The organism is Aristophania sp. ESL1100, assembly GCF_058511235.1.
On record NZ_CP196394.1, the window covers coordinates 800,960 to 823,625 of the forward strand.

Here is a 22,666-nt window from a genome sequence, read left to right on the forward strand (position 1 = left end):
TCCTTGACCGGATGAAGCAGAGAAGAACCTCTCTAACAGTTTAAAAGACATCTGGCACCTTGATAAGAGGTGGGCTAATCTTGAAGCCATGAATTATACAGATCCCCGTCTTTATCTCCCACCCGCCCAAGGCCTTTTTGCCCGGGGTGAGGAACTGCATCTTCTGCCACAACAGGCTCATTATCTGAGCAATGTGATGCGACGCAAGGTGGGGCAGACTGTTCGCCTCTTTAACGGGGTGGATGGCGAGTGGGGCGCTGAGCTTGTTGCAATCAAACGTGGCGAGGCTGTTGTTGCCTTGACGGACTTATTGCGTCCTCAGGAAGAAACACGTCCCCTGCACCTTATTTTCTCTCTTTTGAAAAGAGAGGCAACAGAGCTGGTCATTCGTATGGGGACAGAGCTGGGGGTGACGCATTTTCATCCTGTCATAACGGCTCGAACCAATCATCCCAGAATGAATGAGGAACGTTTGCTCCTGATAGCGCGAGAGGCGTCAGAGCAGTGTGAACGTCTCGATATTCCTGTCCTTCATGCAGCGACACCGCTTTCTGTATGCCTGGCGCATTGGCCGGAAGAAATCCCTTTGATCGCTGCCTTGGAAAGACAGCAGGAAGAGGAAGTATTTTCCGGGGCCAGTGGATTGGTTATCGGGCCTGAAGGAGGGTTCACGGCAGATGAAATGAGGCTGCTGAGACATCATAAGGCTGTGACGCCCGTTTCATTGGGGCCGCGTATTTTGCGAGCAGAGACAGCTATATGTGCAGGGCTTTCCCTTCTTAATTTTCATTAAGCCTCTTTGTGATAAGATGGCACAAAAACGTGAAAGCGTCCCTGTTGTGGCCTTGAAAAAAGTCCCATGCTAATCGAACTATAATAGTCTATAGTCCACGCGTTTTCATAAAAATTTTTCTGCAAATAAGGCCCTTTAATTTATGTCGAACCCTGGTCAGACCAATCAGACACCTCTTGAGAGTAAGGCGCAGCTTGTTGAAGTGTTCTCAAAAGGTTGTAAGCCCGCAGGGGAATGGAGGATCGGGACCGAGCATGAAAAATTCGGTTTTGTTTTTCCCGATGCAGCATCCGATAAACGCCCTGCTTTCAGCCCCCCTCCTTACAAGCCAGAAGGGATAGGGGATCTGCTGACGTCATTTGCCGTCATGGGGTGGGAGCCGATTTATGACCAGGGAAATATAATCGGCCTTACAGGCACGGGCGAGCATAAAGGGGCTTCACTGTCTCTGGAACCTGCCGGTCAGTTTGAACTTTCGGGAGCGCCACTCAAGACGTTGCATGAAACAAAAGAAGAGATGGACGCTCATTTTGTTCAGGCAAAACTGCCGGCGGCTTTATTGGGGCTGGGTTTCGCTCCGTTAGGCTTTCGCCCTCTCTGCACGCGTGAGGAAATGCCGTGGATGCCCAAAAGCCGTTACGCGATTATGCGCCGTTATATGCCGAAAGTAGGGACCAGAGGGTTGGATATGATGACCCGGACCTGCACAGTACAGGTCAATCTCGATTTTTCTGACGAACGTGATATGGCGCGTAAAATGCGCGTGTCACTAGCTTTGCAGCCGCTCGCAACCGCTCTTTTTGCAAACTCACCCTTTGTCGAGGGGAAGGCCAATGGCTGGCTTTCAAACAGGGCACGTGTCTGGCTGGATACGGATAATGACAGAAGTGGCCAGCCGCCGCTCTTTTTTGATGAAGATTTCGGCTTTGAAAAATATGTTGACTGGGTGTTGGACGTTCCCATGTATTTTGTCATGCGTTCCGGTCAGTATCACGATGTAGCGGGGTGTTCATTCCGCAAGTGGCTTGAAGGCGAAGACCAGGCTCCTTTAAGAGGATTAACCCCTTGCGTAGGGGATTTTGAGGATCATCTGACTACTGTTTTTCCTGATGTGCGTTTGAAACAGTTTCTGGAAATGAGAGGCGCTGATGCAGGGCGGCCTGATATGATGCTGGCGCAGTCAGCTTTCTGGGTTGGTCTTCTTTATGATCCTTCCATTTTGGCAGAAGCAGAAAAGCTCGTTAAAAAACATCCCTGGACAGTCTATCAGGATCTAAGGCCGGAAGTAGCCCATATAGGGCTTGATGCGGCCTTCCCCGGGGGACTGAAGAAACTTGCTCGTAGTGTTCTTTCACTGGCTGTTGAAGGATTGAAAGCCAGAGGATTGGGAGAGGAAATCTATCTTGATCCTCTCATGGAAATTTCCGAGGGGGCTCCCCTTCAGGCTCACTATTGGCTGGAACGTTATAAAACAGTGTGGAATGGTAATGTACGGCCGATTTTTGAAGAAGCCGCCGTTATCTAGAATATAGTGAAAGTTGTATCTATGTTGAAAGTTCTGGCGCTCGTTCTTGGCTTGTCCTCTGTGGCCGTGGCGGGCTCTGCCTATGCAGCGACGTTGTCTCATGCCCAGCAGGGATGGATTGACCGCATTGAGAAAAATCTGGCGGCAACGCATAGTTTTCAGGCCAGGTTTCAGCAGATTGCACCAGATGGCAAAGCAAGCACGGGCACTGTTTTTCTTAACAGGCCCGGGCGTGTGCGTTTCAATTATGATGCTCCAAGCACACTTTCACTCATCGCCAATGACGATAAGGTTGTCTATCAGGATCGCTCCATAGATCAGGTTACCACGCTGCCATTACAGCACACGCCTTTAGGGTTGCTGCTGCGCCCGGATCCCCGATTCTCAGGCGACGTAACCGTGACGTCTTTCCGCGAAGTAAATGGTGATATTCAGATCAGCGTCGTAAAAACGGCCTCGCCGCAGGAAGGGGAGCTGACGATGTTTTTTGCCCAGAAACCATTTGCCTTTCTGGGCTGGAATGTTCGTGATGCGCAGGGCGCTGTCACTCAGATCCGCCTTTCTGACGTCAAGACGAATATCGCGCTTGCGTCAGATCTCTTTACGCTGCCTAAAGCGGATTAAGCTTCTTTATTTCTGCGTCAGACTTAAAGCCTTTTTATAGACGACTTTACGGGGAAGGTTCGTGCTGCCCGCAATCAACGTCACAGCGTCTTTGAGGGAATGCGTCTTTAGCGCTTTTGCCAGAATTTGCTCCAGATCCTCTTCGGAGGTTTCTTCCTGTGGCGGGGGGGCCAGCAGAAGCGTTATCTCCCCTCTGGGAGCATGATCTCTGAAATGAGTGATGACGTCAGAGAGAGTGCCACGCACTATTTCTTCATAGAGTTTTGTCAGCTCTCTTCCTACCGAGACTTCCCGTTCCGGAGAAAAGACGTCTGCCAGCATTTCAAGGCTTTCAAGCAAGCGGTGGGGGGATTCATACCATGCAGCGGTTGCCTGAAGGCCTGCCTGTTCAGAAGCTTTCAGCGTGGCTAAATGCGTCCGGCGGTTTTCACCCCGTGGCATAAAGCCCATGAACAGAAATGGTGCTGGCGGGAAACCTGATAAAATCAGGGCTGTAACAGCTGCATTCGGGCCGGGAAGGGCCGTAACTTTTATGGATTCAGCGCGGGCTGCGCGCACCAGACGGTAGCCGGGATCTGAAAAAACGGGGGTTCCTGCGTCTGAAACAACAGCCAGAGTCTTCCCTTGCCTGAGTTCCGAAATAAAAAATGAAAGCTGTTCCTCTTCATTATGGTCATGCAAAGGAAAGAGTGTATTTGTGATACCATAATGGCGTAATATCTTGCTGGTGACTCTTGTATCCTCGCAGAGGAGCGCATCTGCCTGTTTCAGAGTCTCCAGCGCACGCAAGGTTATATCAGCCATGTTGCCGATAGGTGTTGCTACAAGAATAAGTTGCCCGCTAGAAGCGGTAATCGCATTGCCTTGGAGGGGCTTATATGATTCTTCAGACATTACTTTCCCCAATGAGTCGTCTTGCGCATTATTGCCGTCATCAGAGCGGCTTGTGCAAGAGCAAGAATGGCGCTTCGCTTGTAATGGCTGTTCTTGCCAGTGGCACGATGCTGGCTCTGTCGGCGTGTAGTTCCTATGATTCGGACTCCGATCTTTCTCCTCCCAGACCCTCAGTGGGCACGGTAGAGGGGCGGTCTCGTATCGGGCTTATTCTCCCTTTGACAGGGTCTCAGGCCTCTATCGGGGTACGGTTGCGTGATGCAGCGCTTCTGGCTTTGCCAGCAGGGAAAGAGCCGGGTCTCGATATTTATGATGAAACAGCCAAAGGTGGCCCGGCAGAGGCCGCTGAAAAAGCGCTTAAGGCCGGTGATAAAATTGTACTGGGTCCCTTAACGTCCAGCTCTACTGAACGTGTTGCCGATGTCCTTCGACCAGCCGGTGTGCCGGAACTTGCTTTTACAAGTGATGACCAGCAGGCTCGTTCTACCGTATGGATTATGGGACTGACGCCTGATCAGCAGGTAAAGCGCCTGGTAAAGGCCGCACGGGACGAAGGTAGAAAGTCTTTTGCAGCGTTTCTTCCTGATAATGCTCTGGGGCATGCCATGGGAAATGCTCTGGTTTCATTCTGTCAGAAAAATGATCTTGAGCTTCCTAAAGTCGTCTATCATACCAGTGATGAAGCTTCCATCAATAAAGCCTTTTCCTTTTTACTTGGTCAGGCATCACTATCAGATCATCAGGATGAAAAGCAGGAATCGTCAGAACCATCAGCCATTGATCCTTTAGGTAATGATGAGGTTCCGCCTGCCAAAGATACACAAGCGCCTCCGGCGAATCAGACGAAACCTACCTTTGACACATTATTGCTGGCTGATACGGGGTTAGCTCTTGGTCATGTGATTCAGGCTCTTCAGGCACATCAGATTGCGGCCCCTCAGGTAAGAATTCTGGGCCCAATGCTGTGGAAGTCATTTGATGGTAAATTAGGTGCCTTGCAAGGGGCATGGTATCCAGCCTTTGATGACCGTCTGAGAGATCGATATATCCAGAAATACCAGGCTGTTTATCATACATCTCCATCGCCAGTGTCTGATTTTGCGTATGACGCAGCGGCTTTGGCAGGATCACTGGTGCGCAATAACCAGCTTGATAAAGAGAACCTCACTCGTTCTAACGGATTTTCTGGCCTGAATGGCACATTCTGGCTTAAAAATGACGGGCACGTTGAACGCTCTCTCGTCATTTATCAGATTCTGCCTGGAGGGGGGGCGCGTCGGATTATGCAAAAATAATTGCAAAAATCTGAAAGCAGTTTGGACAAATCATAACCGGCCTTTTTTAAAGAGGTCCGGTTTTTTTATGCCACTTACATTAATGAATCAGGGGCAGGACGGGTCTAACTTTATTTAAGGCTCTGTCCAGCGATGAGAAACGTCCTAATTCACAGCAATTAAGATGATCCGTCAAAACCCAGTCTTTGCCCACAGGCATGATGATATAAGCGGGCTCGGCACTTTCTCTGACCCAGATGGTAATCTGCTCTGTATGGGGGGAAAGGGGATCCACTGAGGCATCCAGTAAGCCCATAGAAAGCCCAGCTTCCAGCCATTGAGAAAGATAATCTTTATGGCGGGCTAAAATTTTCTGACGAAATGGAATGACATTGCTGATGTCTGTCTGAGAAACGAAATCAAATGAGGACGATTCGCATAAAACAGTTCTTGCCATCGTGAAATTCCTACGAAACTACAGTCAGAAACTTGATTCTCACTTATTGCAACACTGTTATGCTTATAACGCATAACATAAAATGCTTTCAATTGATTTTTTCGTTATGACGGTCTCTGTCCGTATAAAGTGTCTTATTCCACCTACGGTGAAACCAGAGCCATTGGGAGGGATGCTGCTCAATCCAGCTTTGGAGTGTGTCATTGAGCATTTGTGTGAGTGTGCTGACAGCCTCCTGCTGTGAAAGCGATTTTAATGAAGAGGATGGATCTAAAGGCGGGTCTACCTGAAGAACAAACCGTGTTGATTTTTCACGCCAGATATGACCGGTAATAATCAAGGCATTGTAACGAAGGGCCAGAGAAGCCGCGGCAGGGGCAGTCATGGCAGGGTAGTTGAAAAATGTTGTTTCAATCCCGTCATTCATTTTCTGATCACCAAGCACACCTAAATGCCCCCCAGAGGCAATGTGTCTCAGGGCTTGCCGAGCCCCTTTGGCGCCTTTGGGAAACATAGTAACCTTTTGTCCGACCGCTTTTTCCCGCAAGGAACGTAATGTCTGGTCGAGAAATGGATTATTGGGTTTACGATAAAAAGGCGAAAAGGGAAGGCCATATCGGGCCACGATTACAGGGAGCAATTCCCAGTTGCCTATATGCCCTGAAAAGAAAATAACAGGTCGGCCGCTCTGTCGTGCTTCATAAAGATACTCTTCTCCCATAATGCCACAGGCGACTTTAGAAGAAGCGTTCAGGGAAATATCACGGAGACGGGGAAATTCTGCAAAAGTGCGGCCTATATTATCCCAGGCGCCCTGAATGTTTTTTTTACGCCATTGGGTCGTGCAGTCAGGGAAGGCAATCTGCATATTGCGATCAGCAATTTTTGAGAGCCTCAAAGAGGGTCCTATAAGGCGGCACAAAGTACCACCCATCCATGAGGCGACTCTGAATGGCAGATGTGACAGAAAAAAAATGGCGAATTTGAGAAGGATATTTTGAAGGTAATAAAGGAAAAGCTTCACTTTTTATGACTAAATAACAGATCCAACCAATGATCAGCCATGGCTGGATCATCCCAATATAAATCTATTTTAACGGCTGTAACCTTTTTCATAAAGTCGGAAGGAAGCCTCACAGCATCTTTTTCTGTCGTAACCAAAGCTGTTCCCTCTATCTGTGCGAGAAGAGCCAGGTCTGAAAGTTCGGCACTGGAATAGGTATGATGATCGGGGAAAGGAACTGTATTAAGTAAAAACAAACCCGCCTTCCGAAGCATATCAAAGAATTTTTCAGGGCGCCCGATCCCTGCAAAAGCGATCAGCTGTTTTCCCTGAAGAGCCCTTATTTCCGGCCGTGGATAAAAAGAGAGCTGTGCAAGCGGAAAAGCCGGAGGCAGTTTTTCGGAAAGTTTATGCCTGTCCTGCCCGATAATGACAACGCCCTGGGCCCGTTGGATGGCATAATCAAATGTTTCCCGAAGTGGCCCAGCGGGGATCAGGCAATTATTCCCGACCCCATATTCCCCGTCAAAAACGACGAGAGAGAGATCTTTAAAGAGGGAGGGATCCTGAAAACCATCATCAAGGATGAGGCAATCCGCACCGTCCTCAATAGCGCTCAAAGCACAGGCAACACGGTCTTTCCCGCACCATGTTGGGGCAGAAACAGCCAGAAGAAGGGCTTCATCACCCACAGTCACAGCACTATCATGACGTAAATCAACCTTATGAGCCTCGTGAGGCTGGCCGCCATACCCTCTGGTTATAATGTGTGGAGAGTGCCCTTTTTCTTTAAGGCGATTGATAAAATCAAGGGTAAGAGGGGTTTTACCAGTGCCGCCGACTGTAATATTTCCGATACATAAAACCGGAACAGAGACGCGGGTGGAAGGCCTGGTTTGTCGTCTATGGTTCAAATATTGGGTAAAATAAGTAACTGGAGACAGGAAGCGCGCAGGCAAACGTACCGTTGAACCGCTCCAGAATTTCGGCTGACGTAACTTCTTCATTTCTCTTCGATTAACAGATGATTGTGTTTAAAATTTGTTCAGAAAGACAAAAAGAAACATTTCTCTTTTTAAAAAGGTTATCGGGGGGAGTGCTGGTGCGCTCAGTAATCCAGTTTGCGATCTCAGTTTCGCTCTTAAGCGTGGTCAAATGAGAACGTAATCGGTCGCAGGCTTCAGTCCAGTTGCTCATATAGGGCCCACAGGCAACTCTGCATCCAGCCTTGAGAGGTTCGAAAGGGTTATGTCCTCCGCCGGGCAGGCATAAAGATTTCCCGATAAAGGCAGACTGGGAAAGATTTAAAAACAGTCCCATTTCTCCCAATGTATCGATGATCCATAAGGGATCTGATAATGTCGGAACCTCATTGAGAGAGCGCCTTGGTGCCTTAAATCGGGTCGCAAGCATTTCCCCACGTTCTGGATGACGGGGAACAATGATTCCCAGAAGAGCCGGGACTTTCTGTCGCGCGATCCTTAAGGCAGAAATGATGATCTCTTCTTCTCCCTCATGAGTGGAAACAGCAATAAAAACAGGACGATCAGCAATTTTATTCCGTAAAATTTCAAGCTGGATGGGATCTGCATAGGGAGGAGGTGCATCCTCTTTCAGGTCGCCCACCGGAACAAGTGTTTGAACGCCAAGTCTCTGAAATTGGTTCCGGTCGTGAGAATCACGCGGCATGACCCAGCTAGCGGAAGAGAGAATGTTTTGAAAAAGCGTTTTGTAACGTGACCAGTTTTGAACCGTTTTATCGGACAGGCGGGCATTAACCAGCATAAAAGGGACGTTCTTGCGGCTACATTCTCTGACGATACCAGGCCAGACCTCACTTTCGATAAAGACGCTTCCACATGGTTTCCAGTTTTTCAGAAATAGAAAACGCCCCAAGGGAGTATCGTAAGGGAGGAAAGCGTGAATGAGGCGATGATTATAAGCAGGATGTTTACGCGCAATCTGTGCCCCGGTGACGGTCATGGTTGTCAGGAGAATTATGAGCGAGTCATCGCGTTCCAGCAGGGTGTCAATCAGAGGGAAGGCAGAAAGTGTCTCCCCGACACTGGCAGCATGAATCCATAATTTTTTATGGTTTGGAGGGAGGCGGGACAAAAAGTCCCGCTGGCAGGCTGAGAGCAGTCCGAAACGTTCTTTCAGGCGCCCAGGGATCTCTTTTCCTTTAGTCTTCCGCCAGAATCCATAAATGATAAGAGGCAGCGTTAGGCACCAGCCTGCCAGAGTCCAGAGAACGAAAAAAAAAGACCACTTCCGTCGTGGCGTTTGGGAGCGGGACATAAATCAGAAACGTTCGTTTTTCCTGAAAATGGACGTCATAAAGTCTTTTTAACGGCTCATCATGATCGTCATATCGCCATTTTCGAGCATATAACGTGTCACCCCGCCTAAAAGACGTTGCCTGAGGCGGGAGTGAGAATAGGCGCCCATACTTAACAGATCCGCACGGAGATCGTGAGCTGTTTTCAGGAGATTTTTACCGACATTGCGTTTGCCGCCTTCAATCGTTTCTGAGCGCGCTGTAATGCCATGCAGTTCAAGGTAAGCGAGCGCTTCTTTCACGTCAGGTCCAAGCCTCTGATAATCGGGGCTCGTGAGTAATGTGACTTTTTCAGCCTGTCGGGTCCAGGGGAGGACATTACGCAGGGCGAGCGCTGATTCAGCAGTGCCATTCCAGGCAATAGCAATATGCTGACCCACATGCGCCGGGGGCTTCGGGGGAGCGATTACGACTGGCTGACTGCCTTCATAGAGCATGGCATGGAGAATATCAGAAGCGTGTGAATCTTTGTTGGAAACAATAGGCGGGACCAGGATAATGTCAGCCAGGCGGGACTGCCACGTCAGAACGTCTTCAACCGTTCCTTCCATGAATTTCAAGGTAATCTGGGGGACGTTTGTCCCGCGGAGCGAAGGTAAGGCAGACCCTTGCTCTGAATCAGAGAGGTTGCGCCAAATGATCTTTCCTTCATTCTGAAGTTTATCAAGATAATGGCGTAACGTATCGAAATTGCGTTTAGACTGATTAATGGTCGCTTCGATCATATCAGCCATGGCAACGGTCGCCATGCCTTCGCCAGCTATGGCGGCGATCTCACCGGGGCGGTCGTTAAATAAGATACAGCTGATCCGGGCGCGGTAACGTTTTGCAAGGAGCAGCCCCGTTTCAAAGACACTTTCCAATGAATGGATCGACGTCAGGGGCAGAAGAATATTTCTGGTTTCCGAGTTCATGAAACGAGGCCTTTCCTGATGATTGCGTTACGGGTAGAGGCGTTCAACACTCCAGCTTCTTGCTTCGATCGTTCTGTCAGGGTGATCTTCAGCTTCCCACCGTGCACGGTCATGCAGGCGGTGCGGTTGCTCCTGCCAGAACTCAAATGCGTCAGGGATAACCCGGTAGCCAGACCAGTTCTGGGGGCGGGGAATGAGGTCCCCTTCTTTATAGCGTGCCTGCAAATCTGTCAGCTTCTGTTCAAGGAGTTCTCTTGTTTCCAACCTGTGAGACTGGTTGGAGGCAATGGCTCCCAGGCGGGATATGCGTGACCGGCTGGCAAAATAGGCATCAGCCTCCTCAGATGAGACCGATTCCACGCGCCCTTCAATGCGAATCTGCCGTCTGAGGCTTTTCCAGTGAAAAAGCAATGCGGCATAAGGGTTTTGCTCCAGCTCTTCACCTTTACGACTGTTTTTATTGGTATAAAAAATAAAACCGCGCCGGCTAACGCCTTTCAGAAGTACGATTCTGACAGAAGGACGCCCGTCCGGGGTGGCTGTCGCCACACTCATGGCATTCGGGTCATTTGGTTCGCTGGCGTCAGCTTCTCGCATCCAGGAGCTGAAAAGGTCAAAAGGATCAGCGCTGAGATCAAGAAGCATATGTTCCGGCAGAGCTGATATTTTCCCTTTAGACGGCTTTTTGAACATATGTGATCTCCTTAAGGCAGTAACTCCCAAAGAGTGAGGGAGGTGCATGAATATTGTTCTTTTCTGACTTTCAGATAAGATCATGCGTTTTTATGAGAACTTACTCTTGCCCGAGCGTAGGACTTATGCAAGCAGAAAAAGCAAAGAGTTGTAGTACTTAACACGATCAGGATTCAAATTATGACTGAAACAGAAGAGACCACCACTCAGACCCCTGCTGGCGGAACGCTTATGAAGGGTAAAAGAGGGGTCATTATGGGAGTCGCCAATAAAAGCTCGATCGCCTGGGCTATTGCGACGGCCTGTGCCGCTCAGGGCGCTGAAATCGCTTTCACTTATCAGGGAGAGGCTCTTGGCAAGCGTGTTCACCCGCTGGCTGAAAGTCTGGGATCAGATATGGTGATTGCCTGTGACGTCAGCGATGACAGCGCTATTGACGCAGCCTTTGACGAAATTGAGAAAAAATGGGGCAAAATTGACTTCGTCGTCCACGCTATTGGCTGGGCTGATAAACAGTTTTTGCGTGGCCGTTATGTTGATACGCCCCGTCAGGCCTTTCTTCAGGCACTCGATATCTCCTGCTATTCTTTCACAGCCGTCGCACGCCGTGCTTCAGCGATGATGAATCCGGGCGGCTCCATTCTGACACTGACCTATCTTGGTGCTGAGCGCGTCATGCCTCATTATAATGTCATGGGTGTTGCCAAAGCCGCTTTGGAAGCGTCTGTCCGTTATATGGCTGTGGATCTGGGCAAGGATAATATCCGCGTCAATGGCATTTCAGCTGGCCCGATCAAGACTCTGGCCGCTAATGGGATTGGTGATTTCCGCTATATTTTACGCTGGAACCAGTTGAATTCCCCGCTGGAGCGCAATGTGTCCCTGCAGGATGTTGGCGGAGCAGGGCTTTATATGCTGTCTGACCTGTCATCTGGTGTCACAGGTGAAATTCATCACGTTGATTGCGGGTATAATATCATCGGTATGAAAAATCCTGATGCGCCCGATATCACCCTGAATTCAGGAGAGTAATATCTATGTCGGAGAATAGTTTCGGGCGGCTTTTTCGCGTTACGACATGGGGGGAGAGTCACGGACCGGCCATTGGCTGTGTGATTGATGGCTGTCCCCCCCGCCTGAAACTCTCCGAAAGTGATATTCAGCCCTGGCTTGATAAACGCAAGCCAGGACAGTCAAAATACACCACCCAGAGACGCGAAGCTGACCAGGTCAGAATTCTCTCAGGTGTCTTTGAGGGGCAGACAACCGGGACACCGATCTCTCTTCTGATTGAGAATACGGATCAACGCTCAAAGGATTATGGAGATATTGCCCAGTCATACCGGCCAGGGCATGCCGATATCGCTTATGATCTGAAATATGGCATTCGTGATTATCGGGGGGGAGGGCGTTCTTCAGCGCGTGAAACAGCCATGCGTGTGGCTGCCGGTGCAGTAGCGCGCGTTGTTCTAAGAAAGCTTGTCGGACCGGAACTGACGATCAGAGGGGCCCTGACCGCGATCGGTGCTCATCCTATTGATCGTGAGAGATGGGACTGGGATGAAAGAGAAAAAAATCCCTTCTGGTGCCCGGATGCGCGATCAGTTGATGAGTGGGTGAAACAGCTTGATGCCATTCGCAAAGAAGGCTCATCTATCGGGGCTCTCGTTGAAGTTGTTGTCGAAAATGCGCCACCAGGGCTCGGTGCTCCGATTTATGGCAAGCTGGATGCCGAGATTGCCTCTGCCTTGATGGGGATTAACGGCGTCAAAGCTGTTGAAATTGGTGATGGCTTTGGCGTTGTCTCTCTTAAAGGGCAGGAAAATGCTGATCCTATCCGTCACGGAGCAAACCGTTTAAACCCGCATTTTCTCAGTAATCATGCGGGCGGTATCCTCGGGGGAATATCGACCGGGCAGCCTATTGTTGCACGGATGGCTGTAAAGCCAACCAGCTCCATTCTTGTCCCGGTTCCCAGTATCAATTCAGCAGGCGAAGATGTAGAGGTTATGACAAAAGGACGTCATGACCCCTGCATCGGCATACGGGCTGTACCTGTTGCAGAAGCCATGATGGCGTGTGTGCTGACCGATCAGCTTTTACGTCATCGTGCTCAATGCGGGTAGGGGTTTTATCCGCGCCGCTTTAAAAGTTTTTACAGCCGGGCGTTTTTATGTCCGGCTGATTTTTCTAGATCATTTCCCTTACTGAAAAATGCCCTCTTTTTTGGGAGGGTAAGGGGGGCTGAAAGAAAGATAAAATATTTTTTTAAATCAAGGAAACACACGTATTTCTCTGATTTTTTTTAAATTTTTCGATTCACAAACTATCTTTAGAAACGATATCTAGTAGTCAAGATCTTATTTTTAACCAATATGTGCTATGTGCGTACTCCGGTTACGCTATTACCCCTTAGGGGTAGCGTAACCGGAGTACGCTGTCGTTCGGAAAAAACTTCCGAAAAAGGGTGATTTCAAGATTTTAGCCAGAGGTTTTAGGCCATGACCTTCCAGGAAGCCAAGATGACATTCGCCGATAATGCAGATGTCGTTGATCAAGAACTTTTTGAGAAGGATATTCAACTTCCCAACCATTATGCGGTCCATATCGACTCTTCACGTGATGCCCTTCTGACGGCATTCGGGCGGGCGACACTGGATGATCGTTATCTGTTGGAGGGGGAGACTTATCAGGGCCTGTTTGCACGCGTTGCTTCACGCTATGGAGCTGACGCAGAGCATACGCAACGTCTTTACGATTATATGTCGCGTCATTGGTTCATGCCGGCAACGCCTATTCTTTCCAATGGTGGGACAAAGCGTGGTCTGCCCATTTCCTGCTTTTTAAATGAGGCTGATGACAGCCTTCAGGGAATTGTGGACCTCTGGAATGAAAATGTCTGGCTCGCTGCCAAAGGGGGTGGGATTGGCTCTTATTGGGGCAATCTGCGTTCCATTGGTGAGCATATCGGTCGTAATGGTCGGACCTCTGGTGTTATTCCGTTTATCCGTGTGATGGATAGTCTGACTCTGGCAATCAGTCAGGGAAGCTTGCGCCGTGGGTCAGCGGCTGTGTATCTGCCGATCTGGCACCCTGAAATTGAAGAATTTATCGAAATGCGTCGTCCTACAGGCGGTGACCCTAACCGTAAGGCGCTGAATCTGCACCATGGTGTGCTGATTACTGATGATTTCATGCGTGCTCTGGCCAATGATGAAGAATGGGCTCTGGTTTCTCCCAAAGATCATAGCGTCATTCGCAAGGTTTCAGCCCGTGCTCTCTGGATCCGTCTTCTAACAGCCCGTATGGAGCAGGGAGAGCCTTATATTGTTTATTCCGATACGGTGAACAGGGCACGCCCTGAGCATCATCGTCTCGCTGGTCTTGAGGTAAAAACCTCCAATCTCTGTGCTGAAATTACCCTACCAACCGGTGTTGACCATCACGGAAAGCGCCGTACAGCTGTGTGCTGCCTGTCCTCTCTCAATCTGGAATATTGGGATGAATGGAAAGATAATAAGCAGTTTATCAGTGATGTGATGCTCTTTCTCGATAATGTCTTGCAGGATTTTATCGATAATGCTCCGAGCCATATGGATCATGCGCGCTATGCCGCTATGAGAGAACGTTCGGTCGGGTTGGGGGTTATGGGTTTCCATTCCTTCCTTCAGGCGCGTATGATTCCTTTTGGCAGTGTGATGGCCAAGGTCTGGAATAAAAAGATATTTGCTCATATCTCTGAGCAGGCTCATCAGGCATCACGTGATATTGCCGAGGTAAGAGGCGCCTGCCCGGATGCTGCCGATTACGGGATCAAGGAGCGTTTTTCCCATAAGCTGGCGATTGCCCCGACGGCGTCCATTTCCATTATCGCAGGCAATGCGAGCCCCGGGATTGACCCCATCAGTGCGAACGTCTTTTTGCAGAAGACCCTTTCCGGTTCCTTTACCGTCAGAAACCGCCACTTGGCTAAAGTGCTGGATAAATACGGAAAGAACACCGATGAAGTGTGGTCTGCCATTACCTTGAATAAAGGTTCGGTGCAGAATCTTGAATTTCTGACACAGGAAGAAAAGGACGTCTTTAAGACGGCCTTTGAGATTGATCAGCGTTGGGTGATTGAACATGCCGCAGATCGTGCGCCCTTTATTTGTCAGTCGCAGTCAGTCAATCTTTTCCTGCCGGCCGATGTGCATAAACGTGACCTGGTACGTGTCCATTACGAGGCATGGAAGAAAGGCGTGAAGTCACTTTATTACTGCCGCTCTCTTTCCATCCAGCGGGCGGATGCCGTCTCTAACATGGCCGTCAAGCGCGATATTATGGAAGGAGATGACAACCACCTTCCGACCGCGACAGAACGCACACCAGAGCAGAAAAATAACGATTATGAGGAGTGTCTGTCCTGCCAGTAAGGCAGGGCAACATAAATGTTGATAGAGTGATATTTCAAAGAGGTAGGAGAGGACAACCATGACAGAGACGAAACCCCTTCCAATGGCGCCTGAAGGGACTGTTGAATCGAACCTGATGGTTGAAAATCCTGTTTATAAGCCCTTCCGTTATCCCTGGGCTTATGATGCATGGTTGACGCAACAGCGCCTGCACTGGCTGCCAGAAGAAGTCCCGATGTCCGAAGACGTCAAGGATTGGCACCGTAAGCTGACAGAGACAGAGCGTAACCTCGTTACACAGATTTTTCGCTTTTTTACGCAGAGCGATGTCGAGGTGAATTCGGCCTACATGAAATATTACAGTCAGGTATTCAAGCCGACTGAAGTGCTGATGATGCTCTCCTGTTTTTCCAACATCGAGACGATCCATATCGCGGCTTATTCTCACCTGCTCGATACGATCGGGATGCCGGAGACGGAATATTCAGCCTTTTTGAAATATAAGGAAATGAAGGACAAGTATGATTTCATGCAGTCCTTCAACATCAATAATAAACGTGAGATTGCCAAGACGATGGCGGCTTTCGGGGCGTTTATGGAAGGGTTGCAGCTTTTTGCATCCTTTGCGATTTTGCTGAATTTCCCCCGATTCAATAAATTGAAAGGTATGGGGCAGATTGTTTCATGGTCAGTGCGCGATGAGACCCTGCATTGCCTCTCCATGATCCGGCTTTTCCGCACCTTTATTCGTGAAAATCCGGAACTCTGGACGCAGGATTTTCAGGATGAATTAACAGCCATATGCCGTGAAACTGTTGAGCATGAAGACGCCTTTATTGATCTCGCTTTTGAGATGGGGCCGGTTGAAGGGCTGAATGCTGAACAGGTAAAACGTTATATCCGCTTTATTGCGGACCGTCGTCTGACGCAGCTTGGTCTGGACCCGGTTTATGGGATTGAGGAAAATCCACTTCCATGGGTTGATGATATGCTCAATGCTGTCGAGCACACGAATTTCTTTGAAAACCGTGCCACGGAATATTCCCGCGCTTCGACCCAGGGAAGCTGGGAAGAAGCTTTTGAAAGCGGCATTTTTAACTGAGCTTCCTTTAAGAGGGCACTAGAAGAGGAAAGATCGCGTTTCTTCACCTCTTCTTCATAGCTTATAATTTTGCTAGAGTTCGCATCAGTGATCGGACTCTCTTTTTTGAAAGAAAACGGAGAGTCCCCAATCCTTAATATATGACCATTTTCCGATGACGGAATATGGAGAGTGGAGTTGCGGCCCTTGGTTTCTTTCTCACCGGATCATCAAACAAAAATGACACCTGACTCGGCCGAAGAGAGCGCCAGAAGTGAGGATGCTCTTCACGCTTTGGCAGCCTATCTTGATGTGGATATGCAGGCCTGCAATCATGCTATTCTAGAGCGTATGCAAAGCCCGGTTGCCTTGATTCCGCAACTGGCTGCTCATTTGATCGCCGCTGGCGGTAAAAGACTTCGTCCTTTACTGACACTTGCTTCTGCCAGGCTGTGTGGTTATCCCGCGGGACCTGACCATCAGCGCCATGTGGGCCTGGCAGCCTGTGTGGAATTTATCCATACAGCCACGTTGCTTCATGATGACGTGGTTGATGAAAGCAAACTCCGGCGTGGTCTTGAATCGGCAAATGCGCTTTTCGGGAATAAGGCCTCAGTTCTTGTCGGTGATTTCCTTTTTGCTCGTTCCTTCCAGCTTATGACCGCTGATGGCTCGATCAAGGTTATGGCCATTCTCTCTGATGCTTCTGCGACGATTGCTGAGGGTGAAGTCCTTCAGATGACAACCCAGAATGATCTTTCCACCCCTGTTGATCGTTACCTGGAAGTCATTCATGGCAAAACAGCCGCTCTTTTTGCCGCAGCCTGCCGCGTGGGAGCCGTTGTGGCAGAGAAAAGTGAAGAAGAAGAGCTTGCACTGGAAGCTTACGGCACAAATCTGGGCATGGCGTTTCAGCTTGTAGATGACGCTCTTGATTATGCAGCGGATCAGAAATTGCTGGGCAAGACCGTGGGGGATGATTTCCGTGAAGGGAAGATTACGCTCCCGGTTCTGACGGCTTATGAAGCAGGAAGCGCGGAAGATAAAATCTTCTGGAAACGTGTGGTTGAAGAAAATGAGCAGACAGAAGAAGATCTGGAGCATGCTCTTTCCCTGATTGAACAGACAGATGCCATCAGGGTCACATTGAAAAAAGCGCGTGATTACGCCGAACAGGCTGTAAAATCACTCGAAATTTTCCCTCCAAGTGAATTAAAGACCCTTCTGGTCAATACGGTGCTCTATACAGTTCATCGCGCTCATTAAATGACGTGATGTGATGCTCTTTTCCTAGGGAAATGGGAAAAGAGCACAGCTTTGATAGCCCAGCCATTGGATTTGATGCAGTAATTTGCTTTCATCCGAGGGCAGGGCTGTCATAAAAAAACGTGGTGCGGGAGCGTCATGGCCGACCTTAAGGGGAGAGGGCCAGTTTTCACCCAGACGCCGTAAGGTTTGCTGAGCGACTGCGGGAGCCGGGTCCAGCCACATGATCGAGGGGGGGCTGACGCGTTGAAAGCTGGGTAGCAGGAAACTGTAATGCGTGCACCCTAATCCGATTGTGTCAATTTTATCGCCGCCCTTCTGGCTGAAGAGCTGTTCGAGTTCGTGCCTGATGGCTGCCGGATCGGGCGTTTCTCCACGGAAGGCCTGTTCGGCCATGTCTGCAAGAGCGCGCCCGCCATGAACGAGGAGAGTACAGTCAGAGGCATAATCACGCCAAAGCTGTGTAATATAAGGGCGTCTTACAGTGGCTGATGTTGCCAGAAGGCCGATTGTGCGCGTTACTGATACGCGACCAGCCCATCTGATGGGGGGAACGCAGCCAACGATCGGGAGTGTCAAATGCTCCCGTAAGGCAGTCAGCGCCAGCGTGCTGGCTGTGTTACAGGCAACAACCAATATATCTGGGGCCAGGGTTTCTACCGCTTTGCTTAGAAGAGAAACAATCCTGTTGGTCAGGAACTGGTCTTCCTGCTCTCCATAGGGGAAAAGAGCGGTATCTGCCAGATAATCGATGCGTAAAACCGGTGCAAGCTGACGTAATGCCTGAACGGCTCCCATCCCCCCAATGCCAGAATCAAAAACCAGAATTCTGGGAGCATCTCTGGGGGGGGAAGAGAGCGTGTTCATGAAAAAGCTCAGCCTTTCTCTTCGGTTTTGAAGGCGAGGGCTTCTTCCACACTGCCTACACCGCCATGTGCTTTTGACCACCCGCAAGGGTCTTCAAGGAAACGACGGACTTCAGCACTATCCTCATCAGAGAAATACTTGCCACCCGCGCAAGCTTCCAGAACGTCCCACCATGTGCAGAGCGCATGAAGATTGATCCCCATAGCGGAAAGAGATTTCTGCGCGCCGGGGAAGACGCCGTAATAAAAGACCACAAATGTATGATCGACGATTGCGCCGGCTTCACGCAAGGCTTTGACAAAACGGATTTTGGAGGCCCCATCAGTGGTCAGGTCTTCAACCAGCAGGGTCCGCATATTTTCAGGAACGTCACCCTCAATCTGGGCATTACGGCCAAACCCTTTAGGTTTTTTACGCACGTAAGCCATGGGGGTCATCAAGCGGTCTGCAATCCATGCGGAGAAGGGAATACCAGCTGTTTCCCCACCGACAACGGCATCAAGGCTTTCATAGCCGATATGCCGCTCAATTTTCTCGACAGCAAGCTCCATGATTTTGGTGCGGGCGCGTGGGAAGAAAATGATTTTGCGGCAATCAATATAAACTGGAGATTTCCAGCCGGAAGTCAGGGTATAAGGCTCACTGGGGCGAAAATTGATCGCCTTGATTTCAAGCAGGATACGCGCTGTTGTAAGCGCAGCGTCGCGGTCCCATTGTGTTGAGCGTGCAGGTGCCGTTGAATGAGCATCGGCGGTCATGGTTATCTCCCCCAGAACAAATTCTTTTCTTGGTAATGCTTTTAACAGACATCTAGCCTTTAGAGACCTCCAAGGGTAGAGGAAAGATGGTTATTAATGCGATTACCTCATAAATAGTTTGAAAGCCTTGATGCGATCGTGTCTTAATAACAATCGTCCGTTATGGCTGAAGAGCCATGCAACGATGGAGTCGCATTTCGGGCAGGCGGCTTCTATAGGGATTGCGCATAATGGTAATTGATACACGTCATATAGGGCGTAACTGTGAGCGAGCTGTTATTACAGCTTATCAGGAACTCAAGGAAAGTGGTCGGAATGATATGCAGGCTTTTACGGCTTGTACATCTCTTTACCGCATTTACCATCCTGAAGCCTCTTTACCTGAGGCCCGTTTGCTGGTCTCGGAATGGATTGACCATCATCTTGTAAAGAAAAGCAAAGGTGAGACCCGGGGCTGTAACTGTTAAATCCCCTATCGTTTTTAAAGCCGATGACGGAGCGTCTCTCTTAAATCCGGCATGTTTTGTTCGGCTTTGAGCCCGTCAGAAATATCTTCCAGATCTGAAAGAATAGGGCATTCAGGTCGCTCATTGCCTGCACAGCATTTTACCAGATTTTCAAGTGTCGCAACCATTTGCTGCAAATGGTTGATACGTTCATGAAGCCGCAAAATATGGGTTTGGGCGATGCGTTTGACATCGGCACTCTGGCGGGATTTATCGTGCCAGAGTGCAAGGAGAGTGTCGATTTCCTCGAGAGAAAAACCTAAATCACGGGCGCGTTTAATAAAATGCAGGCGTTGAATATCCCGTGCTGAATAGTCGCGATAGCCTGATTCTGTGCGTTCAGCTTTGGGGATAAGATTGATCTGTTCATAATAGCGGATCATTTTGGCAGAAACGCCTGAGTTCTTGGAAGCCTGTCCGATATTCATGATTTTCTCTCTTTCACACCGGATGAAAAGCGGCGAAGACGCAAGGAATTTCCCAGGACAAAAATGCTTGATAATGTCATAGCACCCGCTGACATAACCGGAGATAACAGGATACCCGATAGGGGATAAAGAATTCCGGCTGCGATAGGAATTAGAAGGGCATTATAAGCAAAAGCCCAGAAGAGATTTTGCTCAATGATACGAATTGTCGCGCGCGAGAGTGTAATGGCTGTCAGAACGCTCTCCAGATGACCTGATATGAGCACAATATCAGCCGATTCAATGGCGATATCGGTCCCACTTCCAATGGCTATTCCAACATCTGAAGTGGCCAGGGCAGGGGCGTCATTAATGCCATCACCCACATAGGCGATTTTGCCGTAGCTTTCCCTTAACTGCTTGATGGCCTCCACTTTCCCTGCTGGAAGAACATTGGCGATAACAGTGCTGATTCCAAGCTGACGGGCAATTATTTCCGCAGTTATCTGATGGTCACCGGTGACCATCGCTGTTTTGAGGCCAAGTTGATGCAAAGCCTTAATGGCTGATGGTGCTGTCGGTCTGATCGGATCTGAGACAGCTAGGAGCGCAACGAGCTTTCCATCAATTGCGGCATAGAGAGGGGATTTTCCTTCCTGACCAGAGCGGTCAGCCAGAGTGGAAAAGGGGGTCATATCCACCCCAATTTCCTGCATATACCGGCTTCCACCGATCTGTACCAACGTTTCATCAATTCGGGCCTTAACGCCCAAACCTGTTATAGAAGTGAAATCGGTAACAATAGGAAGAGTGATCTGTTCACGTTCAGCAGCAGAGACAATGGCGTGAGCGATAGGATGTTCAGACTTGCTTTCAGTAGCAGCCACAAGGCCTAACACCTGTTTCCTGTCATATCCTTCTATTGTCTGAAAATCCGTGAGAACGGGACGTCCCTCTGTCAAAGTGCCGGTTTTATCAAATGCGACTATTGTGACGTCTCTAAGGCTCTGAAGGGCTTCTCCCTTGCGAAAGAGGATCCCCAACTCAGCGGCCCGGCCTGTGCCGACCATAATCGCAGTGGGGGTTGCCAGTCCCATGGCGCAAGGGCAGGCAATGATAAGCACAGAAACGGCATTGACCAGCCCATAGGTCAGGCAGGGAGAAGGACCAAACCAGAACCAGATGATAAAGGTCAGAGCGGACAAGCCAAAAATAGCAGGAACAAACCACATCGTTACTTTATCGACTAGGGCCTGTATGGGCAATTTTGCTCCCTGAGCCTGTTCAACCATGCGGACAATCTGGGCAAGCATGGTGGCCTGTCCAACAGCTGTGGCTTGGAAGGTCAGTGTTCCTTGCTGATTAATGGTTCCTCCAACGACGGAACTGCCTCTGGTTTTCAGAACAGGAAGGGGCTCGCCTGTAATCATTGACTCGTCAATATAGCTCTGTCCTTCTGTGACCTCTCCATCAACAGGGATCCGTTCACCAGGGCGCACTTCGACATGATCGCCTGTTGCAACCTCACTAACAGGGATTTCCACCAGATTGTTATTGCGGAAAACTCTGGCTGTCTTAGCCTGTAATCGTCCCAGTTTTCTGATGGCTTCTGATGTGCGGCCTTTTGCCCGGGATTCCAGGTAGCGACCCAGCAAAATAAGAGTCACGATAACAGCCGCGGCTTCATAATAAACATGGACCGTGCCCTCAGGTAAAAGAGCAGGGAAAAATGTTGCTATAACAGAATAAATATAGGCCGCTAACGTACCGATAGCGACGAGAGAATTCATATCCGGTGCAAAATGTATAAGAGCGGGTATGCCTTTTTTATAGAAACGAAAACCGGGGAGTGCGAGGACTAATGAGGTCAGAATGAATTGGAGGTACCAGCTTATCTGAATCTTATGGAGGGCAGGGATAAGATGGCCCCCCATTTCAAGAAGGAATACAGGCAGGGAGAGTGTGATTGCGCATAAAAGATCGCGTTTAAGAGTTTTTTCTTCCGCTTCTTTTTCTTTGGAGGTGGTTTCATCAAGGACAGCCATCGCATTAATCTGCCTTGCTTTATAGCCGGCTTTGGTAACGGCTTGAATCAGCTCCTGCACATCGGCTGTCCCGGTAATGCGGGTATGATTGGTTGCCAGATTGACGGAAACTTCAGTAACCCCGGGAATTTTTTTCAGAATACGCTCTACCCGTCCCACGCAGGAGGCACAACTCATGCCCTCTATATCAAGTTCGATATGATCTGAAGGTACAGAATAACCGGCTTCTTCAATGGCTTTGACAAGCATTGCTCTGGTGACATCAGGCTGTGCTTCAACCGTGGCTTTTTCAGTTGCCAGATTAACACTAGCTTTTTTGACACCTTCAATCCTGTTCAGAACACGTTCAATACGCGCAGCACAGGAAGCGCAGCTCATGCCTTTAACGGGTAAGGTAATAGTCAAAATTTTCTGATTTTCACGATCCATCATAGCTACCACCTTACTCCCTCATTGTTCGGGGTTTCCTTGAATGTGCAGATTCTAATCGTAGGAAGGTCAAGAGGCGTGGAGGAAAAATTTGCTCTATCGGACATATTATCAGGAATTGATTGACTTTCCCATGATTGGAAGGGGTAGTCTGTAAAGCATTAGCAGAAACAAAGGAGATGTTTCATGAAATTTCACGTTGAGAATATGACCTGCAACGCCTGTGTTAAACACATAACACAGGCAATTTGTGCGCTGGATCCTCATGCTCAGATTGAAGCTGATCTTGCGGCAAAGCAGATTACAGTGAGTAGTAAAGCCAGCTCTGCTGCGATTGAAGAGGCTCTTAAGGCTGATGGTTATGAGGCGCGTGCCCTCTGAATATACTCTGCCAGCCA

At 49.3% G+C, this 22,666-nt stretch carries 22 protein-coding genes; 11 read left to right on the forward strand and 11 right to left on the reverse strand.

From position 1 onward, the window contains the following. Positions 1-88: 88 nt before the first annotated feature. The 3 genes from ACSYSY_RS03955 to ACSYSY_RS03965 all read left to right on the forward strand — a co-directional run bounded on the left by ACSYSY_RS03955 (position 89) and on the right by ACSYSY_RS03965 (position 2,942). The gene (locus ACSYSY_RS03955) at positions 89-793 is read left to right on the forward strand and encodes a 16S rRNA (uracil(1498)-N(3))-methyltransferase (RefSeq protein ID WP_491707999.1); all 705 of its coding nucleotides are present in this window, start codon (positions 89-91) and stop codon (positions 791-793) included. A gap of 142 nt (positions 794-935) precedes the next feature. Then, positions 936-2,318, forward strand: a complete 1,383-nt coding sequence (locus ACSYSY_RS03960; protein WP_491708000.1) for a glutamate--cysteine ligase — start codon at positions 936-938, stop codon at positions 2,316-2,318. A 21-nt stretch (positions 2,319-2,339) separates the two neighbouring features. Beyond that, positions 2,340-2,942 (forward strand): LolA family protein, encoded by a 603-nt coding sequence (locus tag ACSYSY_RS03965; RefSeq protein WP_491708001.1) that lies wholly within the window; start codon positions 2,340-2,342, stop codon positions 2,940-2,942. Positions 2,943-2,948: 6 nt separating this feature from the next. Here ACSYSY_RS03965 and rsmI read toward each other — a convergent pair whose 3' ends face one another. Continuing rightward, entirely contained in the window at positions 2,949-3,836 is an 888-nt protein-coding gene (gene rsmI / locus ACSYSY_RS03970) for a 16S rRNA (cytidine(1402)-2'-O)-methyltransferase (RefSeq protein ID WP_491708002.1), read from the reverse strand. Here rsmI and ACSYSY_RS03975 point away from each other — a divergent pair. After that, positions 3,821-5,131 (forward strand): penicillin-binding protein activator, encoded by a 1,311-nt coding sequence (locus tag ACSYSY_RS03975; RefSeq protein WP_491708003.1) that lies wholly within the window; start codon positions 3,821-3,823, stop codon positions 5,129-5,131. The two genes, rsmI and ACSYSY_RS03975, sit on opposite strands and share 16 nt — an antisense overlap. A 79-nt stretch (positions 5,132-5,210) precedes the next feature. On the opposite strand, the gene ACSYSY_RS03980 is transcribed toward ACSYSY_RS03975, so the two are convergent. The 6 genes from ACSYSY_RS03980 to pdxH all read right to left on the reverse strand — a co-directional run bounded on the left by ACSYSY_RS03980 (position 5,211) and on the right by pdxH (position 10,515). Beyond that, complete coding sequence (locus tag ACSYSY_RS03980; RefSeq protein WP_491708004.1) at positions 5,211-5,567, reverse strand: hypothetical protein; 357 nt, start codon at positions 5,565-5,567, stop codon at positions 5,211-5,213. Positions 5,568-5,655: 88 nt separating this feature from the next. Beyond that, the gene (locus ACSYSY_RS03985) at positions 5,656-6,591 is read right to left on the reverse strand and encodes a lysophospholipid acyltransferase family protein (protein WP_491708005.1); all 936 of its coding nucleotides are present in this window, start codon (positions 6,589-6,591) and stop codon (positions 5,656-5,658) included. After that, positions 6,588-7,577, reverse strand: coding sequence for a tetraacyldisaccharide 4'-kinase (gene lpxK, locus ACSYSY_RS03990; RefSeq protein WP_491708006.1), 990 nt, complete (start codon positions 7,575-7,577; stop codon positions 6,588-6,590). Before lpxK ends, ACSYSY_RS03985 begins: the two co-directional genes overlap by 4 nt. A gap of 10 nt (positions 7,578-7,587) precedes the next feature. Next, complete coding sequence (locus ACSYSY_RS03995) at positions 7,588-8,868, reverse strand: 3-deoxy-D-manno-octulosonic acid transferase (protein ID WP_491708007.1); 1,281 nt, start codon at positions 8,866-8,868, stop codon at positions 7,588-7,590. Between the two features lie 48 nt (positions 8,869-8,916). Next, positions 8,917-9,822, reverse strand: a complete 906-nt coding sequence (locus ACSYSY_RS04000; protein WP_491708008.1) for a universal stress protein — start codon at positions 9,820-9,822, stop codon at positions 8,917-8,919. Between the two features lie 27 nt (positions 9,823-9,849). Further along, on the reverse strand, positions 9,850-10,515 hold the full coding sequence (pdxH, locus tag ACSYSY_RS04005; RefSeq protein ID WP_491708009.1) for a pyridoxamine 5'-phosphate oxidase: 666 nt from the start codon (positions 10,513-10,515) through the stop codon (positions 9,850-9,852). 180 nt (positions 10,516-10,695) lie between these two features. Between pdxH and fabI the strand changes: the two genes are divergently transcribed. From fabI to ACSYSY_RS04030, 5 genes are all read left to right on the forward strand, one after another. Next, on the forward strand, positions 10,696-11,547 hold the full coding sequence (gene fabI, locus ACSYSY_RS04010; protein ID WP_491708010.1) for an enoyl-ACP reductase FabI: 852 nt from the start codon (positions 10,696-10,698) through the stop codon (positions 11,545-11,547). A gap of 5 nt (positions 11,548-11,552) precedes the next feature. Further along, a complete protein-coding gene (gene aroC / locus ACSYSY_RS04015) occupies positions 11,553-12,641 on the forward strand; it encodes a chorismate synthase (RefSeq protein ID WP_491708011.1) in 1,089 nt (362 codons plus the stop codon). Positions 12,642-13,037: 396 nt separating this feature from the next. After that, complete coding sequence (locus ACSYSY_RS04020; RefSeq protein WP_491708217.1) at positions 13,038-14,930, forward strand: ribonucleoside-diphosphate reductase subunit alpha; 1,893 nt, start codon at positions 13,038-13,040, stop codon at positions 14,928-14,930. A 58-nt stretch (positions 14,931-14,988) separates the two neighbouring features. Next, on the forward strand, positions 14,989-16,011 hold the full coding sequence (locus tag ACSYSY_RS04025; protein WP_491708012.1) for a ribonucleotide-diphosphate reductase subunit beta: 1,023 nt from the start codon (positions 14,989-14,991) through the stop codon (positions 16,009-16,011). A 219-nt stretch (positions 16,012-16,230) separates the two neighbouring features. Continuing rightward, positions 16,231-17,256: a polyprenyl synthetase family protein gene (locus ACSYSY_RS04030; protein ID WP_491708013.1), complete on the forward strand. Its 1,026-nt coding sequence runs from the start codon at positions 16,231-16,233 to the stop codon at positions 17,254-17,256. A gap of 24 nt (positions 17,257-17,280) precedes the next feature. On the opposite strand, the gene murI is transcribed toward ACSYSY_RS04030, so the two are convergent. Beyond that, positions 17,281-18,123, reverse strand: coding sequence for a glutamate racemase (gene murI, locus ACSYSY_RS04035; RefSeq protein WP_491708014.1), 843 nt, complete (start codon positions 18,121-18,123; stop codon positions 17,281-17,283). Positions 18,124-18,131: 8 nt separating this feature from the next. Beyond that, entirely contained in the window at positions 18,132-18,881 is a 750-nt protein-coding gene (locus ACSYSY_RS04040; RefSeq protein ID WP_491708015.1) for an orotate phosphoribosyltransferase, read from the reverse strand. Positions 18,882-19,111: 230 nt separating this feature from the next. Between ACSYSY_RS04040 and ACSYSY_RS04045 the strand changes: the two genes are divergently transcribed. Then, on the forward strand, positions 19,112-19,348 hold the full coding sequence (locus ACSYSY_RS04045) for a hypothetical protein (RefSeq protein ID WP_491708016.1): 237 nt from the start codon (positions 19,112-19,114) through the stop codon (positions 19,346-19,348). Between the two features lie 14 nt (positions 19,349-19,362). On the opposite strand, the gene cueR is transcribed toward ACSYSY_RS04045, so the two are convergent. Further along, the gene (gene cueR, locus ACSYSY_RS04050) at positions 19,363-19,815 is read right to left on the reverse strand and encodes a Cu(I)-responsive transcriptional regulator (RefSeq protein ID WP_491708017.1); all 453 of its coding nucleotides are present in this window, start codon (positions 19,813-19,815) and stop codon (positions 19,363-19,365) included. Then, positions 19,812-22,271: a heavy metal translocating P-type ATPase gene (locus ACSYSY_RS04055; RefSeq protein WP_491708018.1), complete on the reverse strand. Its 2,460-nt coding sequence runs from the start codon at positions 22,269-22,271 to the stop codon at positions 19,812-19,814. The genes cueR and ACSYSY_RS04055 overlap by 4 nt, the downstream gene beginning before the upstream one ends. Positions 22,272-22,454: 183 nt before the next feature. On the opposite strand from ACSYSY_RS04055, the gene ACSYSY_RS04060 reads away from it, so the two are divergent. Continuing rightward, positions 22,455-22,649, forward strand: coding sequence for a heavy-metal-associated domain-containing protein (locus tag ACSYSY_RS04060; RefSeq protein ID WP_491708019.1), 195 nt, complete (start codon positions 22,455-22,457; stop codon positions 22,647-22,649). Positions 22,650-22,666: the final 17 nt, after the last annotated feature.

What these genes read in the sequence shown, in the direction of transcription:
- ACSYSY_RS03955 (WP_491707999.1), top strand. Translation starts at nt 89, where the DNA reads ATGAATTATACAGATCCCCGTCTTTATCTCCCACCCGCCCAAGGCCTT.
- ACSYSY_RS03960 (WP_491708000.1), top strand. Translation starts at nt 936, where the DNA reads ATGTCGAACCCTGGTCAGACCAATCAGACACCTCTTGAGAGTAAGGCG.
- ACSYSY_RS03965 (WP_491708001.1), top strand. Translation starts at nt 2,340, where the DNA reads ATGTTGAAAGTTCTGGCGCTCGTTCTTGGCTTGTCCTCTGTGGCCGTG.
- ACSYSY_RS03975 (WP_491708003.1), top strand. Translation starts at nt 3,821, where the DNA reads ATGATTCTTCAGACATTACTTTCCCCAATGAGTCGTCTTGCGCATTAT.
- rsmI (WP_491708002.1), bottom strand. Translation starts at nt 3,836, where the DNA reads ATGTCTGAAGAATCATATAAGCCCCTCCAAGGCAATGCGATTACCGCT.
- ACSYSY_RS03980 (WP_491708004.1), bottom strand. Translation starts at nt 5,567, where the DNA reads ATGGCAAGAACTGTTTTATGCGAATCGTCCTCATTTGATTTCGTTTCT.
- lpxK (WP_491708006.1), bottom strand. Translation starts at nt 7,577, where the DNA reads ATGAAGAAGTTACGTCAGCCGAAATTCTGGAGCGGTTCAACGGTACGT.
- ACSYSY_RS03995 (WP_491708007.1), bottom strand. Translation starts at nt 8,868, where the DNA reads ATGTCCCGCTCCCAAACGCCACGACGGAAGTGGTCTTTTTTTTTCGTT.
- ACSYSY_RS04000 (WP_491708008.1), bottom strand. Translation starts at nt 9,822, where the DNA reads ATGAACTCGGAAACCAGAAATATTCTTCTGCCCCTGACGTCGATCCAT.
- pdxH (WP_491708009.1), bottom strand. Translation starts at nt 10,515, where the DNA reads ATGTTCAAAAAGCCGTCTAAAGGGAAAATATCAGCTCTGCCGGAACAT.
- fabI (WP_491708010.1), top strand. Translation starts at nt 10,696, where the DNA reads ATGACTGAAACAGAAGAGACCACCACTCAGACCCCTGCTGGCGGAACG.
- aroC (WP_491708011.1), top strand. Translation starts at nt 11,553, where the DNA reads ATGTCGGAGAATAGTTTCGGGCGGCTTTTTCGCGTTACGACATGGGGG.
- ACSYSY_RS04020 (WP_491708217.1), top strand. Translation starts at nt 13,038, where the DNA reads ATGACATTCGCCGATAATGCAGATGTCGTTGATCAAGAACTTTTTGAG.
- ACSYSY_RS04025 (WP_491708012.1), top strand. Translation starts at nt 14,989, where the DNA reads ATGACAGAGACGAAACCCCTTCCAATGGCGCCTGAAGGGACTGTTGAA.
- ACSYSY_RS04030 (WP_491708013.1), top strand. Translation starts at nt 16,231, where the DNA reads ATGACACCTGACTCGGCCGAAGAGAGCGCCAGAAGTGAGGATGCTCTT.
- murI (WP_491708014.1), bottom strand. Translation starts at nt 18,123, where the DNA reads ATGAACACGCTCTCTTCCCCCCCCAGAGATGCTCCCAGAATTCTGGTT.
- ACSYSY_RS04040 (WP_491708015.1), bottom strand. Translation starts at nt 18,881, where the DNA reads ATGACCGCCGATGCTCATTCAACGGCACCTGCACGCTCAACACAATGG.
- ACSYSY_RS04045 (WP_491708016.1), top strand. Translation starts at nt 19,112, where the DNA reads ATGGTAATTGATACACGTCATATAGGGCGTAACTGTGAGCGAGCTGTT.
- cueR (WP_491708017.1), bottom strand. Translation starts at nt 19,815, where the DNA reads ATGAATATCGGACAGGCTTCCAAGAACTCAGGCGTTTCTGCCAAAATG.
- ACSYSY_RS04055 (WP_491708018.1), bottom strand. Translation starts at nt 22,271, where the DNA reads ATGATGGATCGTGAAAATCAGAAAATTTTGACTATTACCTTACCCGTT.
- ACSYSY_RS04060 (WP_491708019.1), top strand. Translation starts at nt 22,455, where the DNA reads ATGAAATTTCACGTTGAGAATATGACCTGCAACGCCTGTGTTAAACAC.